The sequence below is a fragment of the Puia dinghuensis genome (genome assembly GCF_014642875.1).
GTDB classification, from domain to species: domain Bacteria; phylum Bacteroidota; class Bacteroidia; order Chitinophagales; family Chitinophagaceae; genus Puia; species Puia dinghuensis.
In genome coordinates this window covers 296,021-314,298 of sequence record NZ_BMJC01000005.1, presented here as the reverse complement: position 1 = coordinate 314,298, position 18,278 = coordinate 296,021, and the positions used below count along the sequence as shown (strand labels likewise).

Genomic DNA, 18,278 nt, shown 5'->3' with positions numbered 1-18,278 from the left:
CCCCCTTGCTAAGAATAAGCCTATTTTTTAGCTCTCTTTTCTTATCGGTTGTACAGCTTGCAGCACAGTCCGGGGGCAATTTTAATCTTGAGTTTATTGAGAACAAGGGACAGTGGGATACGACGATCAGGTTTAATGCCGGCATCGGGACAGGGAATCTGTTCATGCAGCGGAAGGGTTTTACCGTATTACTTCACGATACGAATGATATGAAGCGCATAGGTCTTGTGATGCATGGCGATCTTGCTGCGGCGGGGGTGACGGAGACGTATTCAGGGTATGGAGGGGGGAAGAAGGCGGCGTCGATATCGCCCGGTATGAATTACCCCGTGAAGCCGGGTAACCCGGGAAATGGAGGTGATCCTTTCCTCTTGCATTCCCATGCCTACCGGGTGAGTTTCGAGAATGCGAATGACGGGGTTCAGATCACAGGCGACAAGGTGCTCGATTCCTACAACAACTATTTCATCGGAGACCAGAAGCATTGGGCGGCCCAGTGCAAGATATTCCAGGGCATCTGGTATCGCAACATGTATGACGGCATCGATGTCCATTATTATTCCGACAGGGGATTTGTCAAATACGATATTGTCGTGCATCCGGGGGCGGACCCCAGCAAGATCATTTTGAAGTATGAGGGGCAGGATAAGCTGAGCATCCGTAAGAACAAGATCTATGTTCAGACCTCGGTGGGTACGGTGACCGAGCTGGAGCCCCGCAGCTACCAGGTGAGTGACAGCGGGCGGACGGATGTGGAATGCAGTTATTCGTTGTTGAGTGGCAACCGGATCCAATTCAAAGTAAAAAATCATTCTCCCGGCGCTACGCTGGTGATCGACCCCACGGAAGTGTTCTGTTCGTTCACCGGTAGCAGATCGGACAATTGGGGATATACGGCCACGTATGATCGTGGGGGGAATTTCTACATGGGGGGCATTGTGCTGGACGAGAGCGACCAGAATTACCAGGGACCCAACGGTTCGGGCTGGCTGGCGAGTCCCGGGGCTTTCCAGACCACCTTTCAAGGCGGTGACGGGAGTGAGGGGGACGGGTACAACTACGACGTGGCGATCATGAAATTGAATTCCAGCGGTACCAAAAGGGTATTTGCTACTTATCTGGGGGGCAGCGGAGATGAGCAGCCGCACAGTATGATCGTCGACAACGGCGGTAACCTCATCGTAACGGGCAGGACCAGCTCTCCCAATTTTCCGAATACATCGGGTAACCCCAGTGGCGGAAGCTTCGATCTTTTTGTCACCAAGTTCAATTCCAACGGAACGGCATTGCTGGGGAGCAGGCGCATCGGCGGTAGTGGCTGGGACGGAGTGAATTTTGGTCCGAAGTATCTTATCAACGGACAGTACCCTGAGGGGGCGCAGCAGTTGCGGCTGAATTATGGTGATGACGGCAGAAGCGAGGTGATTCTTGATAATGCCGGCAATGTCTATATCGCTGCCTGTACGCAGTCTGCGGATTTCCCTGTGACAGGTGGCGTATTCCAGGGCAGCAGCGGCGGCGGGCAGGACGGCGTTCTGATGAAGCTGAGTCCGGATTTGGGCACAGTCATCTTCAGCAGTTATCTCGGTGGATCAGGTGCTGATGCCGCGTTTGTGCTGGCGCTCAATCCACTGGACAATACCATATGGGTTGCGGGCGGGACGCTGAGCAACGATCTGATGGGCACGGGCAACACCCGGGTGGCCGGTAATCATGGCGGTATTGACGGGTTTATCTCGCAGATCAGTAATGATGGGAGTACGGTGTTGAAGACCCTCTATTTCGGGACGACGGCCAACGATATGATCTATGGGTTGGATTTTGATAAATATGGTTTCCCCTATATCGTAGGCACCACCGACGGGGTTGTCCCCGTAGTGGCTTCTCCCTTTAACAACAACACTCCCAGCCAATCCAACGGCAAGCAATTCATCACCAAGCTGAAGCAAGACCTTTCCGGTGTCGTGTATTCCGCGAATTTTGGTCCCGGCAATGTTGGTCATCCGAATATATCCCCTACTGCTTTTCTTGTCGATCGCTGCCAGAATGTGTATGTGGCCGGCTGGGGTGGGGGACCGGATAGTACCGACCATTATGCCAACAGTGGAACGTGGAATCTGCCGATCACCGCCGGCGCTCTAAAGACGATCACGGACGGGGAGGATTTTTATTTTTTCGTTTTGCAGAAGAATGCTGCGAGCCAGTTGTACGGGAGCTATTTCGGGCAGCAGTACGGCAACTTTGGCGACCATGTGGATGGTGGCACCAGCCGGTTTGACCAACAGGGAGTTATTTATGAGGGGGTGTGTGCCAATTGTTATCTCGGCGCCACTTTTCCTACTACCCCGGGGGTATGGGCATCGACCAATGGCGCGGGCAGGCTTGGCTGTAATGAGGCGGGTGTGAAGATCGCCTTTAATTATGCGGGAGTAGCGGCCGGGCTAAAGGTGGTCACGCATGGGCGCGGTGACAGCGTGGGTTGTGTGCCGCTGACGGCGACCTTCTCCGACACGATTCGCAACGCCAAATCCTATATCTGGAATTTCGGGGATGGCACGGTGATCAACAACACCACCAGCTATACGGAGAATCATACTTATACCAGTGCCGGCACTTATAAGGTGACGCTCATCGCCATCGACAGCAATACCTGTAATGTAGCCGACACCGTGACTCATTTGGTAGAGATGAAGAATGACCCTGCTTTTCTTGACTTCCGATATGATAAAACAGGCCCCTGCCAGGACTTCAATTATGTATTTACCAATCTCTCGACGCTGGGGCAGACCTCGCCGCCTTTTAGCGACACGGCCTTTACCTGGAGTTTTGGGGATGGGACGGTGTTGCGGGGGCAGGGCCTGACGAGCAAGCCCACCCATTCTTATGCGGCGCCGGGGCCTTATAAGGTGACGCTGACGCTGATGGATACGTCCTATTGTAATTTCCCGTTGGATACCACCCGCATCCTGTATGTTGCGCAGAACGATACGGCGCGGTTTACTACGCCCAAATATGGCTGTGCCCCCTATACGGCGGTCTTTACCAACACGTCGATAGCGGGCCAGACCTTCTACTGGAATTTTGGAGATGGAAGTCCGATAGACAGTGTCGATATCTCGCCCATGCACCTCTATTCGAATATCGGTTCGTATCCGGTGACACTGACAGCGGTGGACTCGACGACCTGTAATATCACCAGCACTTATTCCTTTACTATTACAGTGCAGGGTAAGCCAACAGCGGGCTTTACCTATACACCTGTGCCGCCGCAGCCGCCGAATACGCCAACGATATTCACGGACGAATCTACCCCCGCGGTGAAGTATCAATGGTTTTTCGGGGATGGGACGGAAGAAACGAAGACCACGCCGGATACTGTTATCCATCAGTATAATAGGACGGATACGTTTGAGGTGTGCGAGGTCGTTACGAATGCGTCGGGGTGTACGGATACAGCCTGTCACAGTGTGCCGGCGGTGATCAATCCGCTGCTCGATGTGCCCAATGCCTTTACTCCCGGCAGGTTTGGGGTGAATGGGGTGATCAAAGTGGTCGGATTCGGCATCACGCATATGACATGGCGGATATATAACCGCTGGGGACAGCTGGTCTTCGAGAGCATCGATCCGTATGTCGGCTGGGACGGCATTTATCATGGGACGTTGCAGCCGATGGATGTCTATGCATATACCCTGGAGGCAGAGTTTTCCGATGGGACACATGCGACGAAGAAAGGAGATATTACGTTGATCCGGTGAGTTACGCCAGGATTTTTGTACATTGTAAAATACACTGTTTGCAAAAGCGAGCGTTCTATATCGTTATTTTGACGGCGACCGTGCTTAGGGCAGTTGCTCAGCCGGGAGCTTCCAACATTGAGTTTGTAGAGAACAAAGGTCAGTGGGATCCTCGTGTCCAGTTTAAAGGAGAGCTGCCTACGGGTGCCTTATTCCTGGAGAAGAAGGGTTTTTCGGCTGTCCTCTACCATCCTGATGACCTGCAGCGGCTGTCGGAAGCGCATCATGGGATCCAAGGAGGGATGATGGGCGCCGACACCAAGAATCAGAAGATGGCTGCTTCCGTGGGTGCGGCGCTAAAAGGCGGTGCGGCCGGGATTGCGCCGGTGGACCAATTGCGGGCGCATGCCTACCGGGTGAGCTTTGCCGATGCCAGTGATGATGTGACCATCGTTCCGGACAAGATACTTCCCGGGTATAATAACTATTTCATAGGGAATGACCAAAGCAAATGGGCCTCTAACTGCAGGGTCTTTCAGGGGGTAACCTACCGGAATCTCTATCCCAACATCGATGTACGGTATTATACCAATGAGGGGCAATTAAAATATGATATTATTGTCCATCCCGGCGGCGATGTCCGGCGGATCAGGATGCATTATGAAGGCGCCGACCGGTTGAGCATCCGCAAGGGCCAGTTGGTCGTAGCAACCTCGGTGGGCGCGGTGACCAATCTGTCGCCGTATTCCTATCTCTATAACCAGCAGGGGCGGACGGATATCCGTTGCCGGTATACTATTCACAATGGGAATACGGTGAGCTTCGATGTGCCCGATCATGATTCGAGCGCTACGCTGATCATCGACCCGACGGTGGTTTTCTGTTCTTTCTCGGGCAGTAAGGTGAGTAATTGGGGTTTTACGGCGACGCCGGGGCCTGACGGCGGCTTCTTTTTTGCGGGTATCGTTTTTGGGTCGGCCTTTCCTTTTACCACGGGCGCCATCCAACCTGGTTATGGCGGCGGGCAGTTTGATGTGGGCTTAGTCAAGTTGAATTCCAGCGGCTCGAACAAGGTGTATGCGACCTATCTCGGCGGCGATGATTCGGAGACTCCGCATAGCCTTATCTGTGACGCTCAGGGTAACCTGGTGATGCTGGGCAGAACCTATTCCAGTAATTTCCCCGTTCTTACCTCGGTAGGCCCGGGAGGCGGGGCGGATATGTTTGTCGCCAGGCTCAATGCGAGCGGAACAAAGTTGCTCGGGTCTATGCGTATCGGCGGTACTGCTGACGATTGTGTGAATATGGAAGATCAGGTGAGGACCCATTATGAGCGGGCCGATTCGCTGGTGCGCAATTATGGCGATGATTCCCGCAGTGAAGTGGTGTTGGATGGACAGAATAATATTCTTGTCGCCGCGTCTTCGCAAAGCCGGGATTTCCCGGTGACTGGCGGGGTGTTCCAGCCGGCCTTTGCCGGTGGCCGGCAAGATGGTGTCGTGTTGAAGATAGACCCAACGTGTAATCATCTCATCTGGTCGAGTTTTCTTGGTGGCACGGGATCGGATGCCGCCTTTGTGCTTAAATCCGACCCGATGACGGGAGATATTTATGTAGGTGGCGCCACTACCAGTTCGGACTTTCCCGGCCGCAATGCGGGTGGGGTGATCCAGAGCAATTATGCCGGTGGCTCTTCTGACGGGTATGTGGCCCAGTTGTCGGCCGATGGTACGAGGGTTATCCGGAGCACCTACCTGGGGACGGATGCGGGCGAGGCCATTTACGGGTTGCAGTTTGATAAAAAGGGGTTCCCTTATGTGATGGGGACTACCAATGGCACCTGGCCGGTGATGAACGTGACTTATTCTGTAGGTGGGGCCCGGCAATTCATCAGCAAGTTGAAGCCCGATCTTTCGGGGTATATCTATTCTACCACTTTTGGCACTCCTTCGGGACTGGCGCGGGGTTTACCGAACATTTCGCCGGTGGCTTTTCTTGTCGACCGTTGTGAGAATGTCTATGTCAGCGGCTGGGGTGGCTGGATCATCGGCAACGAGACCGATCCGTATGGGCTGGCCGGGACGGCGGGGATGGCGGTTACGCCGGATGCCTATAAACGGCTTAGTGACAACCGGGATTTTTATTTTATCGTGCTCTCGAAGAATTGTGCGGGACTATTGTATGGGACTTTCTTTGGGGAGAACGACAATTCCAAGAGTATCAGCGAGCATGTGGATGGGGGGACGAGCCGGTACGACCAGAATGGGGTGATCTACCAGGCCATTTGTGCGAATTGCATGGGTCCGCAGGCGACGGGGCGGTATCCTACGACACCGGGTGTCTGGGCGCCGGTGAACGGAGCCGGCAACAACGGCTGTAATATGGCGGCGATAAAGATCGCTTTTAATTTTGCCGGGGTCGCGGGTGGGCTGCGGGTTTCGGTGAACGGGCGGCAGGGGGATACCTCCGGTTGTATTCCGATGGACGCCTATCTGCAGGATACTGTCCGTAATGCCAAGCAGTATATCTTCGATTTTGGCGATGGCAGCCCGCAGTTGGCTACTACCAATTATGCGGTGGATCATACCTATCCCAACCCGGGTGTGTATAAAGTGATGATGATCGCCATCGATTCGAACAGCTGTAATGTATCCGACACCACCTATCGTCATGTCATTGCCCGGACGGATAAGGCGCCGGTGAGCTTTACCTTTATGAAGGACCCGAATGCGCCTTGTACCTCGCTGGACTATGATTTCACCAATACATCCCTTGCCCCGGTGGGCAAGCCTTTTGGACCAAGTTCGTTTACCTGGGAATTCGGGGATGGATCACCGCCGCTTACCACGGGGAATGGCCCGGTGAACTACAGCTATAAAAGCCCGGGAACCTATCTTGTCAGCCTGATACTGGTGGACACTTCCTATTGCAACTATCCCGACACGGCGACGCAGGCCTTGCGGGTATCGCCGACAGCCAAAGCGCAGTTTGTTACGCCATCGACGGGTTGTGCGCCCTATACAGCCATCATTAACAATACGTCCCTTGGTGGTATCACCTTTACCTGGAATTTCGGGGACCCGGCCAGTGGCGTGAACAATACGTCCAATGACGTGAACCCGGTGCACCTATACCAGAATCCCGGAACTTATACCATCACCCTTCAAGAGGAAGACCCGACCACCTGTAACAAGACTTCGGACACCAGCTTTACCATTACGGTGAGCGTCAAGCCGAAGGCTGCTTTTACTTTTGCGCCTTCACCGCCGGTAGCGAATGTGCCGATTGTGTTTACCAACGGGTCGCAGGGGGGTGTCAGTTACGTCTGGCAGTTTGGTGACGGAGATTCTACAGTGACGACGACGACTGATACGGTGCAGCACTTGTATAATGCGACGGACAGCTTCCCGGCCTGCCTGATGACGACCAACCAGTTTGGTTGTACCGATACGGTCTGTCATCCTGTGGCGACCCTGATCAATCCGCTGCTGGATGTGCCCAATGCCTTTACCCCCGGTCGGTTTGGGCAGAACGCTATTCTGAAAGTGGTGGGCTTTGGTATCTTACATATGGATTTTAGAATATATAACCGATGGGGTAAACTGGTTTTCGAGTCTGACAGTCCCAATGTGGGATGGGATGGTAATTACCTGGGAGTGCCGCAGCCGATGGATGTCTATGCATATACCCTGGAAGCAGAATTTTCGGATGGGAAGCATGTAACCAAGAAAGGAGACATAACTTTGGTAAGGTAGTTGCGGATAGGGGGCGGAAGGGTCGAGCCGCTTCCAGCGGCTCCTGTTAATGGGTGGTGAATGGACAACCAAAATCAGGTAACCTACGTTAATACAAACAATGAGGGGATTGAAAACGATAGTTCTGCTGAGCTGTGGGCTCACCCTGGGGATACTGGGGGCCTACGGCCAGGATTTGCACTTTTCGCAGTGGTTCAATGCCCCCCTGTTAACCAATCCTGCCAATACCGGGTTTATTCCCGACGCCGATTACCGGTTGGGAGCCAATTACCGGGACCAATGGTCGGCCATCATGGCGGCGCCTTACCGGACGATGAGCATCTGGGGGGATGCGCAGGTTTTTCGCAACCGGATAGAGAACGGCTGGATGGGGCTTGGCGGGGTAATCCTGCGGGATGATGCCGGAACGAGCACGCTGACCTCGACCTCTGTCTACGGCTCGGTGGCCTATCACCAGATGGTGGGTTATGCGAGTCTGATCACGCTTGGGTTCAATTCCGGCTGGGTGAACAAACGGATCAATACCGCCAACCTGAAATTCCCGGATCAATTTGACGGGAAATTCTTTGACAATACGCTGCCGACGAGTGTCATCATCGATCATCCGTCGGATAATTTCTTCGATATGCAGATCGGGATGAACTATGCTTATTTTCCCACGAACAAAATCTATCTCAACGGCGGGTTTTCGGTGCAGCATATCAACCGGCCGCGGGAATCTTTTTTCAATACCGACCCGGTGGGTTATGACAGCCGCATCGCGCCCCGGTATACGGGTTTTGTCAATGCCAGTATAAAGTATAGTGACCAGGTGATCCTCAATCCGATGGGGTATTATACCCAGATGGCGGGCGCCAATGAGATGGTGATTGGAATGAATGCCCAGTTCAATCTCCAGGATGAGGGCGACCAGCAGGTGGTTGGGGGGCTGTATATGCGGCCAGGAGATGCATTGATCGTGATGGTCGGGTTTGTTTACAAGAATATCAAGTTAAGCTTCACCTATGATGTCACCACATCGGGATTGAAACATTATGATGGTGGCTATGGCTCCTGGGAGTTTGCATTGATCAACCAGGGCTTTTACAGTCAATACAATGGGGACAAGCGCCAGTCGCTGTGCCCGAATTTCAAACCATGAGATGCCAAGGGATGGGCGGCGGCAGAATTCCATTATTTTTGCGGAAATTAAACAAATGGGGATAGTCGATCCATCGCTGGCTGATGCATTCAGCAAAATAGTCGGGGCTGCCAATGTCGTGACAGAGGCGGAGCCGCTGCAGCGCTATGCGCATGATGAAACGGAGGAATTGGTCTTTTTGCCCGATATTGTGTTAAAGCCCAGGACGGCGGCCGAGATCAGTGCGATTATGCGACTTTGCAATGAGCACCGGATACCGGTGACGCCCAGGGGGGCGGGTACGGGGTTGAGTGGCGGAGCGCTACCGCATCTGGGAGGTGTGGTTATTTCGACAGAGCGGATGAACTCCATCCTCGAGATAGATGAGCGCAACGGACAGGTGATGACCGAGCCGGGTGTGATCACGGAAGTATTACAGGATGCGGTGAAGGAGAAGGGCTTGTTTTATCCGCCGGATCCCAGCAGCAGGGGTAGTTGTTTTATCGGCGGAAATATCGCGGAGAACAGCGGCGGCCCCAAGGCTGTGAAATACGGAGTGGTGAAGGACTACGTTTTAAATCTGGAACTTGTCCTGCCAACCGGGGACATCATCTGGACGGGCGCCAATGTGTTGAAAAACTCTACGGGATACAATCTAACGCAATTGGTAGTTGGCAGTGAGGGGACGCTTGGCATCGTGACGAAGATCGTTCTCAGGCTGATTCCCCTGCCGCGTCTGGACCGGTTGCTACTGGCGCCTTTCCGGAGTTTGGAGAAGGCGGGTGAGGCGGTGGCGGCTATATTCCGGGCGGGGTTTACCCCCAGTGGCCTGGAATTGGTGGAAGTGGATGCGTTGCGGATCACGGCCCGCTATCTGGACAGTACCCTGCCGGTGCCGGAGGATATCGAGGCGCAGCTGATCATCGAAGTGGATGGGAATGACCCGGAAGTCTTGATGAAGGATATAGAAGCGATAGCTGTCCTGCTTAGTGATCTTGGCGCCGGTGAAGACATGCTGCTGGCGGAGGATGCTGCACAGAAGGCTGAGCTTTGGAAGGTGAGGCGGCGGGTAGCCGAGGCTGTGAAGGCGGCCGGATATACGATAGAGGAGGATACCGTCGTTCCAAGGGCGGCCTTGCCGGCATTGATCAGGGGAGTGAAGGAGTTGGGGAAGCAATATGGGTTTCAGGCCGTTTGTTATGGGCATGCCGGAGATGGCAACCTGCATATCCGGATCAAAAAGGCGGGAAGTACGAATAGCCAGGACGATCCGTTGATAGTAGAGAGCCTGCGGGCGCTGTTTCGGCTGGTAAAGGAGCTTGGTGGAACGATCAGCGGGGAACATGGCATCGGGCTTGTGCAGAAAGGGTATCTCGATATTGTGTTTACTGATGTTCAGTTGGAGCTGATGCGGGGGATCAAGGCCGTGTTCGACCCTAACGGGATACTGAATGCGGGGAAGATATTCGATAAAACAAACCAATAATTGATAATGACAAGAAAGGTCGTAATCGCGCTCAGCTTGTGGATGGTGTCCCTGGCAGGAATGGCGCAGGATCATATGCCAAACCGTACCTATACGTATTCGGATGAGGGCCCCGGAACGGGCTTTTTGAAACAGAACCTTTTTCTGGGTGGCAGCCTGGGGCTTGGTCTTGGTTCGTATAATTTCGATGTTGGCGTCAATCCGGAAGTAGGATATTCACTGAATCAGTGGCTGGATGTAGGAGCGGTGGTGAATTTCAATTATACCAGCGTCAAGGCCGACCCCAGCCTTGTCTACAACCTCAATGTCAGCAGCAAGCAATTTACTTATGGCGGCGGGCTGTTTGGCCGGGCCTATGTGCTGCCTTTTCTTTTCCTGACGGCGCAGCCCGAATTCAACTGGACCAATGTCAAGGAAACGGACATGACCTCGGGGACAACGTATAAATACAATGCCAATGCGCCGAGTCTGCTGCTGGGGGTAGGATATGGGCGGCGCATGGTAGGGGAGAGTGGATTTTATATTGCCTTGCTATTCGACGTTCTTGACAACAAGAACTCCCCCTATAACGATGTCTATGGGCATCCGTTGCCGGTGATACGGGCGGGATTTGACTTTTACCTGCATAAGAGATAGGTATTTTTTTTATTTTTGAAAGATGCCCACTTTCCTGCTTTTTGCTTTTGTCATCGGTTATTTCCTATTGTTGCTGGCTGTAGCCTGGCGGACGTCGCGTCATTCCAACAACGAGGCTTTCTTCATCGGCAACCGCAAATCGAACTGGATGCTGGTTGCTTTTGGGATGATCGGGACCAGTCTTTCGGGGGTTACGTTTGTCAGTGTGCCGGGTACGGTGGGGGATTGGGCGGGAGAAGCTCATAAGGCGTGGACTTATTTCCAGGTGATCATCGGTTATTGGTTTGGCTACCTGGTGATCGCTTTTATCCTTTTGCCGTTGTATTATCGCCTGCAGCTGACTTCTATCTACCGGTACCTGCACACCCGGTTTGGTTCGGTGGCCTATCGTACGGGAGCATTGTTCTTCATCATATCCCGCACGGTGGGCGCCACGGCGCGCCTTTACCTGGTGATCAATGTACTGCATATCTTTATTCTCAAAGACCTTGGAATTCCTTTCGGGCTAACCACTCTGGTCATCCTGCTGATGATACTTTTGTATACGTTCGAAGGCGGGGTAAAGACCATCGTGTATACCGATACATTGCAGACTACATTTATGTTGCTGGGGCTTTGTGTCTGTACCGTCTATATCCTGCAACATCTTCATCTTTCCCTGGGCGGGGCTTTTCAGGCGTTGAACGTGAGAGGGTTTACGCATGTCTTTAACGGAGATGTCAACAGCAAGGGATTTTGGGGCAAGCAAATCCTTGGCGGGATGTTTATCGCCATTGCCATGACGGGGCTCGACCAGGAGATGATGCAGAAGAATATCAGTGTAAAGAATGTCCATGACAGCAAGAAGAATGTCATGACCTTTAGTTTTATCATGGTGTTGGTGAGTTTTCTGTTTTTGCTGCTGGGAGGATTGCTTTACCTGTATTCGTTGCAGCAGGGGGCGGTGTACGAGGGACATGCCCTGATGCTGGGAGGGAAGAATGTCATCGGAGACGATCTGTTTCCGACCATGGCCCTGCATTATCTGCCTGCCGCGGTGTCGATCATCTTTATCATCGGGCTTATCTCGGCCCTGTTTCCCAGTGCGGATGGCGCCCTGACGGCTTTGACTGCTTCTTTTTGCATCGACCTGTTGGGTTTGCAGGGGCGGGATGATCTGAGCGAGGCGCAGAAAAAGCGTGTCCGGATGACCGTTCATATCAGTTTTGCCGTCGTTTTCCTGCTTTGCATTCTTGTGTTCAAATGGGTGGATAATAAATCCATCGTCAATACCGTCCTCGAATTGGCCGGGTATACTTATGGCCCTTTGCTTGGGCTTTTTGCCTTTGGTATCTTTACAAAGCGGGTATTGCCCAATACGGGTATGATCACGGTGCTCTGCCTGCTGGCGCCCGTCGGGTGTTATTTCCTCAGCCAGTATTCCGCCAAGTGGTTTGGGGGATTCCAAATCGGGTTGGAGTTGTTGGTTATCAATGGATTGCTGACGTTTTTAGGGTTGTGGGGATTGTCGAAGAAAGGATAGGTGTATATTTGCGCCACTATGGAACTTATCGATGCCCGCGCTCAGGAATACGCGGAAAAATATTCTTCCAAACTGAATCCATTGCTGCAGGATATTGCGGCTTATACGGCGGCGAATCATCCCGAAGCCCATATGCTTAGTGGGCCGCTGCAAGGCGAGCTGCTGGAAGTGATAAGCCATTTGCTCCAGCCGCGGCGGGTATTGGAGATCGGAACCTTTATGGGGTATAGTGCCCTCTGTCTCGCGGCTGGTCTGACCCGGGATGGCAGGTTGCACACCATCGAATTGCGCGACGAAGATGCGGACAGGGCAGAGGAAAACTTCCGTCGGGCAAATTGGCAGGACAGGATAATATTGCACCGGGGAAATGCGTTAGCCATCATCCCAGCCCTTGATGAGGTCTGGGATATTGTTTTTATAGACGCGGACAAGGTGGGATATATGGATTATTATCAATTGGTTTTCCCCCGGGTGCGAAGCGGGGGCCTGATCATCGCGGACAATGTGCTCTTTCATGGTGAAGTGCTCGAGAAGGAGGTGAAGGGGAAGAGCGCCAGGGCTATTCAGGCCTTTAATGAAATGGTGGCGGCGGACGATCGGGTAGAAAAAGTGATGCTAACGGTGCGGGATGGATTGTTTTTTATCCGGAAGAAATAAGAAATAAGCGGAGGATGCCAATAAAAAATATTGCAGCGGGATTGTTGTTGATGGTGGCGGTGAAGCAGCTGCCGGCGCAGATGAGTGTCAACGGGGTTATCTATGTCAATACCTACAAGGAGATTGCGATGGCGGAAATGCAGCGGTCGGGGATACCCGCTGCGATCATCCTGGCGCAGGGCTTGCATGAATCGGAAGCCGGCACCAGTGAGCTGGTGAAGCAATCGAACAATCATTTTGGCATAAAATGCAAAGATGACTGGAAGGGGCCGGTGGTCTATCATGACGATGACGCCCGGCAGGAATGTTTTCGCAGCTATGCTACGGCAGCGGATTCTTACCGGGACCATTCCGATTTCCTGCGCCGCGGTACGCGGTATGCCTTTCTTTTCCAGCTGGACCCTACGGATTATGAAGGCTGGTCCTATGGATTGAGGAAGGCCGGATATGCCACGAATATCAGATACTCCCAAATCCTTATTAAACTCATCAAGGATTATAACCTGCAACAATATACGCTGATAGCGATGGGTAAGATGAAGCCGTCGGAGGAGGTGGTGTTGACGATGCCTGGTGCGCCTATCGTGAAGCCGGTGGAAGTGGCCGCCGGTGGCACGGCTTCGGGGGGTGGAACGGTTTCCACAGGGGGCGGCGGCTTGGGGCGGGCTGCGGGTGGTGCGGGTACGGAGGTGACCGATGTGGCATATCCCGAGGGAGAATTTGCGATCAACCGGACAAAAGTGGTCTATGTGCAGGCGGGAACATCCCTATTGGCTGTCGCCAATCGATACGACCTGTCGCTGCCACGGCTACTGGAATTTAACGATATGCGGGAGCAGGATGTCCTGGTGAAGGGGCAGCTGATCTTCCTGCAACGGAAGCGGCGGACGGGCTCCATCGAAATTCACGTGGTGAGAGATGGCGAGAGTGTATATGATATTTGCCAGGCGGAGGGTATTCGCCTGCAAGACCTGCTCGAACTGAATCAGCTGAGTTCCGACTCGAAGCCGGTGGCAGGAGAGCGGATCTATTTGCAGCGGTCGGCGCCATCGCGGCCGAGATTGGTAACAGACAGTCAACGATAAAACTATTTCCACCATATGTCCATTATTCGGGTGCATGACAAAGAATTCGGTCCCTATTTAGGAGAAGAGCTTATTGACGGGAAGATACAAGCTATCGCAGATGCGATGAACCGGGATTATGCGGACAAGAAACCGTTATTTATCGCTATCCTGAATGGGGCTTTTATGTTTGCCTCCGATCTGTTCAAGAAGATCACCATCGAGGCGGAGATCAGCTTTATCAAATTAGCTTCGTATAAGGGGACGAAATCGTCGGGGCAGGTGATCACGGCCATCGGGCTGGATACCGATCTGCACGGGCGGCATGTCGTCATTGTGGAGGATATCGTAGATACGGGGAAGACCCTGAGTGAATTTCTGCCGCAACTGGAGCATCAGCAGCCGGCATCGCTGAAAATTGCAGCCCTGCTTCACAAGCCGGAGGCTACTGTATATCCGATTGCGGTGGATTATCTCGGATTTTCGGTTCCTAACAAGTTTCTGCTGGGCTACGGGCTTGATTATGATGGGTTAGGACGCAATATTCCGTCGATTTATCAGTTGGTAGAGTGAGATGGAGATAAAACGTGCAATACTATGGCTTCTTTGTTCTCTGGTATTGATCTCTGCGCATGCCCAGTTCTATTTGCGCGGAGAAGTGAAAGATGAGAACAACAGCCTATTGCCAGATGTGCGGATACTGGTTCATTCGAGCGGGTACTTGTATCACTCGGGTAGTTCGGGGGCTTTTGGGATCCCTGTCCCCGCGGCGGTGGATACGCTGACGCTTTCTGCGGACGGTTTTCAGACGCTGGTTGTATCCGTTGACGCCACACAATATCAAAATCTTCATTTGCGGCAACTAAGCCGTTCTTCCCTGCCCCCACCGCCGCGTAAGGGCCTTTTATCATTTACCAAGGATCTAAAGGCTTCCGACCGGAAGGGATGGACTGTTGGTGCTGAGACCTACAGTTCGCTTGTTGAAAATGATTTTATTCCTGCTAAAAGGTTTCCCGAGACGGGTTTTGCCGTCACCATCGACAAGGCTTCTTATAGTAATGTTCGTCGTTTTCTGAATATGGGCAGTACGATCCCGCCTGATGCGGTGAGGATAGAAGAGCTGCTCAATTATTTCAATTTTGGGTATACTGATCCGCCGGCAGACAGTTGTTTTGCCTTCCATTCGCGGTTGTCCGACTGTCCCTGGAACCCCGATAGCCGGCTGCTTTTTTTACAGGTGAGTGCGCGCAAGATCGATGCGGCCAAGATACCCCCAGCCAACCTGGTGTTGCTAATAGACAATTCCGGATCGATGGATCTGCCCAATAAGCTGCCCTTGTTGAAATCGGCTTTTGGATTGTTAATCAATAACTTACGACAGATTGATACGGTTTCGATCATCACTTATGGCGGTGGGGTGGCAGTGGCGCTGCAGCCGACCTCGGGAAAGGACAAGAATAAGATATTGGAAGCTATCGACAGTCTGGCGCCGGGTGGGTCCACACCGGGTGAAGCGGGTATCCGGGCGGCTTACAGGGTAGCGAAGAGCCAGTTTATCAGGGGGGGTAATAACCGGGTGATCCTGGCTACGGATGGGGATTTCAACGAGGGCGAGACCTCGGAAGAAGAGTTGGAGAAACTGGTTTTGCAATATAAGGATTGGGGGGTCTATCTGACGTGTTTGGGGGTGGGGATGGGCAATTATAAAGACTCCAAGCTGGAGATACTGGCAAAGAAAGGCAACGGCAATTTTGCCTACCTGGATGATGAACGGGAGGCGGAGAAGGTGTTGGTGCGGGAGTTTACGCAGACCGTGTATGCGGTGGCGGATGACGCTTTTTTGAACATCCGGTTCAACCCGACGCTGGTGAAAGACTACCGGCTTATTGGGTTCGACAATAAGGCAAAGGTTTTATCGGATTCCCTGAGCCAGATACAAGGCGGGGAAGTGGGGTCAGGGCATTCCTTGCTGGCCTTGTTCGAGATCATCCCAACTGAGCAGGGCAGTGAGGAGGTTGAGGATGAGGGGTGGCTGGCGCATGTCCAGCTGAATTACCGTTTGCCGCGTGATTCCCTGACGAAGACCAGTGTATATGAGTGCGAGAACCAGCCGATTCCCTTTAATGAGCTGCAGCCTTGTTACCGGTTTGCTTCTTCCATCGCTTTATTTGGCGGATTGCTGAAGCGATCGCGGTTTACCCGCCAGGCGGACTGGAAGGATGCCATCGAAATAGCCCATGAGTCGAGTGATCCGCAGGATGGGCTTCAACAGGAATTTATCTCCCTTATCGAGAAAGCGCGCAAGATCTATGGGCGCAGCAAGCATCATCGCAAGGATGATGACTAACGGGGCTGGCCGCGGCGCAGCGCCGGGGTTAAAGCGAGCTGCCCGGGCTATTAACTGAACATTTCCCTTACTTTATCGAAGAAGCTACGCTCATTCTTATCCGGCTTTGGCTGGAAGTTGGGTGAGTCGTTCAATTTCTCCAACATGGCCTTTTCTTCCGGGGTAACGTGCTGGGGTGTCCAGACATTGACATGGATGAGCTGGTCGCCTCTTTCGTAAGAATTGACGCCCGGGAAGCCTTTGCCTTTCAGGCGGAATATCTTACCGCTTTGGGTGCCGGGGGGTATTTTGATCTTTGCTTTCCCGTCGATAGTGGGTACTTCGGCCTGGAGACCGAAGACGGCGTCGGTAAAAGACATATGGAGTTCGTAAGCGACGTTGAGCCCGTCGCGGTGCAGGTCGGGATGTTGTTCTTCTTCAATGAGGATGATGAGGTCTCCGGGAGGGCCGCCTCTTTCGCCTGCGTTGCCTCTGCCGCTGACACTCAGTTGCATGCCTTCCTGGACGCCGGCGGGGATGTCGATGCTGACGGTTTCTTCGCCGTAGACGCGGCCTTCGCCTTTACAGACGGAGCATTTTGCCGTAACGATGGAGCCTTCGCCGTTGCAGGTTGGGCAGGTGGTGACGGTTTGCATCTGGCCAAGGAAGGTCTGGCTGACCCGACGTACCTGGCCGCTGCCGCCACAGGTGGAGCAGGTTTGGACGCTGTTTCTATCTTTTGCGCCGCTGCCGTTGCAGGTGGTGCAGCCGACGTATTTCTTTACCTTGATGTTCTTGGAAACGCCTTTGGCAATTTCTTCATAGTTGAGCTTGATCTTTACGCGCAGGTTGCTGCCTCTGACGCCACGGGCGCGACCACCGCCACCGCCTCTGCGGCCACCACCAAAGAAGCTGCCGAAAAGATCGTCGCCGAAGATGTCCCCGAATTGGCTGAAGATATCATCCATGTTCATGCTGCCACCGCTGAATCCACCACGACCATTGCCGGAGAGGCCGGCATGTCCATAGCGGTCGTACTGACCTCTTTTGTCCGCGTCGCTGAGAACTTCATAGGCTTCGGCAGCTTCCTTGAATTTTTCTTCGGCGGCCTTATCACCAGGGTTGCGGTCGGGATGGAACTGCATGGCCACTTTGCGGTAGGCCTTCTTGATCTCGTCGGCAGCGGCTCCTTTTGCTACCCCCAGAACTTCATAATAATCTCTTTTTGACATAATCTTTGACAGGGATGTTGGGGTTTTATTTACCTACCACGACCTTAGCATGGCGGATGATCTTGTCGTTGAGGTAGTATCCTTTTTGTACTTCGTCGATGACTTTGCCTTTGAGGGCGGGGTCCTGAACAGGAATCTCGGTGATGGCATCGTGTTTTTCGACGTCAAAGTCCGTGTTGATGCTTTGCATGGGTTTGAGTCCTTTGCCCTGGAGCACAGAGCGCAACTTGGAGAAGACCAGTTGTACGCCTTCTTTCAGGGGGCTGTCGTCCGCTGCCAGTAATTGTTTTTCGGCGCGGTCGCAATCATCCAGCACATCAAGCAGGGAGATGATGACCTCTTTTCCGGCGGTTTGCCGCAATTCGAGGTTTTCCCGTGCGCTGCGTTTCCTGAAATTGTCGAATTCGGCAAAGAGACGCAGGTATTTGTCTTTTTGATCCTGAAGCTCTTCCTTTAGCTTGTCCAGCTCTTCCTCCCGGGCGCTAAGCTCGTCGAGGTGGGTGGTACCCGCTATATTTTCATCGGTGTTCATGTTATCCGGGTCGTTTCGGTCCTGATCGTTTATATTGGGATTTATCATAGCTATAAAATTGGCACAAAGGTAAGATTGTCAATATTCCTGCCAAGCCGGATTTAAAGACAAAATGTCTTAAAAAAAAGTGCCGGCTGACAGGTCGAAAGATTCTTCGTAATCGATTGCGATAAATTTAGTTACAATGCTCGGGCCTAAAAGTTATCTTGTT

General features: G+C 53.0%; 12 protein-coding genes. 10 read left to right on the top strand and 2 right to left on the bottom strand.

Annotated elements, in window-relative coordinates; genetic code table 11:
• Positions 1-5: 5 nt before the first annotated feature.
• From IEY39_RS23000 to IEY39_RS22955, 10 genes are all read left to right on the top strand, one after another.
• A complete protein-coding gene (locus tag IEY39_RS23000; protein WP_229689045.1) occupies positions 6-3,758 on the top strand; it encodes a DUF7948 domain-containing protein in 3,753 nt (1,250 codons plus the stop codon).
• A gap of 38 nt (positions 3,759-3,796) precedes the next feature.
• Complete coding sequence (locus IEY39_RS22995) at positions 3,797-7,492, top strand: DUF7948 domain-containing protein (protein WP_229689044.1); 3,696 nt, start codon at positions 3,797-3,799, stop codon at positions 7,490-7,492.
• Between the two features lie 109 nt (positions 7,493-7,601).
• Positions 7,602-8,633, top strand: coding sequence for a PorP/SprF family type IX secretion system membrane protein (locus IEY39_RS22990; protein WP_229689043.1), 1,032 nt, complete (start codon positions 7,602-7,604; stop codon positions 8,631-8,633).
• Positions 8,634-8,688: 55 nt separating this feature from the next.
• Positions 8,689-10,098: an FAD-binding oxidoreductase gene (locus tag IEY39_RS22985; RefSeq protein ID WP_188936128.1), complete on the top strand. Its 1,410-nt coding sequence runs from the start codon at positions 8,689-8,691 to the stop codon at positions 10,096-10,098.
• A 6-nt stretch (positions 10,099-10,104) separates the two neighbouring features.
• Positions 10,105-10,734, top strand: coding sequence for a hypothetical protein (locus IEY39_RS22980; RefSeq protein WP_188936126.1), 630 nt, complete (start codon positions 10,105-10,107; stop codon positions 10,732-10,734).
• A 22-nt stretch (positions 10,735-10,756) separates the two neighbouring features.
• Positions 10,757-12,256, top strand: a complete 1,500-nt coding sequence (locus IEY39_RS22975) for a sodium:solute symporter (protein WP_188936124.1) — start codon at positions 10,757-10,759, stop codon at positions 12,254-12,256.
• Between the two features lie 18 nt (positions 12,257-12,274).
• Complete coding sequence (locus IEY39_RS22970) at positions 12,275-12,913, top strand: O-methyltransferase (RefSeq protein ID WP_188936122.1); 639 nt, start codon at positions 12,275-12,277, stop codon at positions 12,911-12,913.
• A gap of 14 nt (positions 12,914-12,927) precedes the next feature.
• On the top strand, positions 12,928-13,998 hold the full coding sequence (locus IEY39_RS22965) for a glucosaminidase domain-containing protein (RefSeq protein ID WP_188936120.1): 1,071 nt from the start codon (positions 12,928-12,930) through the stop codon (positions 13,996-13,998).
• 15 nt (positions 13,999-14,013) lie between these two features.
• Positions 14,014-14,550, top strand: coding sequence for a hypoxanthine phosphoribosyltransferase (hpt, locus tag IEY39_RS22960; protein ID WP_188936118.1), 537 nt, complete (start codon positions 14,014-14,016; stop codon positions 14,548-14,550).
• 1 nt (position 14,551) lies between these two features.
• Positions 14,552-16,324: a YfbK domain-containing protein gene (locus IEY39_RS22955; RefSeq protein WP_188936116.1), complete on the top strand. Its 1,773-nt coding sequence runs from the start codon at positions 14,552-14,554 to the stop codon at positions 16,322-16,324.
• A 50-nt stretch (positions 16,325-16,374) separates the two neighbouring features.
• Here IEY39_RS22955 and dnaJ read toward each other — a convergent pair whose 3' ends face one another.
• A complete protein-coding gene (dnaJ, locus tag IEY39_RS22950) occupies positions 16,375-17,535 on the bottom strand; it encodes a molecular chaperone DnaJ (RefSeq protein ID WP_188936114.1) in 1,161 nt (386 codons plus the stop codon).
• A gap of 25 nt (positions 17,536-17,560) precedes the next feature.
• Positions 17,561-18,115, bottom strand: coding sequence for a nucleotide exchange factor GrpE (locus IEY39_RS22945; protein ID WP_188936113.1), 555 nt, complete (start codon positions 18,113-18,115; stop codon positions 17,561-17,563).
• Between the last annotated feature and the right edge of the window lie 163 nt (positions 18,116-18,278).

What these genes read in the sequence shown, in the direction of transcription:
- IEY39_RS22970 (WP_188936122.1), top strand. Translation starts at nt 12,275, where the DNA reads ATGGAACTTATCGATGCCCGCGCTCAGGAATACGCGGAAAAATATTCT.
- IEY39_RS22975 (WP_188936124.1), top strand. Translation starts at nt 10,757, where the DNA reads ATGCCCACTTTCCTGCTTTTTGCTTTTGTCATCGGTTATTTCCTATTG.
- dnaJ (WP_188936114.1), bottom strand. Translation starts at nt 17,535, where the DNA reads ATGTCAAAAAGAGATTATTATGAAGTTCTGGGGGTAGCAAAAGGAGCC.
- hpt (WP_188936118.1), top strand. Translation starts at nt 14,014, where the DNA reads ATGTCCATTATTCGGGTGCATGACAAAGAATTCGGTCCCTATTTAGGA.
- IEY39_RS22985 (WP_188936128.1), top strand. Translation starts at nt 8,689, where the DNA reads ATGGGGATAGTCGATCCATCGCTGGCTGATGCATTCAGCAAAATAGTC.
- IEY39_RS22955 (WP_188936116.1), top strand. Translation starts at nt 14,552, where the DNA reads ATGGAGATAAAACGTGCAATACTATGGCTTCTTTGTTCTCTGGTATTG.
- IEY39_RS22965 (WP_188936120.1), top strand. Translation starts at nt 12,928, where the DNA reads ATGCCAATAAAAAATATTGCAGCGGGATTGTTGTTGATGGTGGCGGTG.
- IEY39_RS22980 (WP_188936126.1), top strand. Translation starts at nt 10,105, where the DNA reads ATGACAAGAAAGGTCGTAATCGCGCTCAGCTTGTGGATGGTGTCCCTG.
- IEY39_RS22945 (WP_188936113.1), bottom strand. Translation starts at nt 18,115, where the DNA reads ATGATAAATCCCAATATAAACGATCAGGACCGAAACGACCCGGATAAC.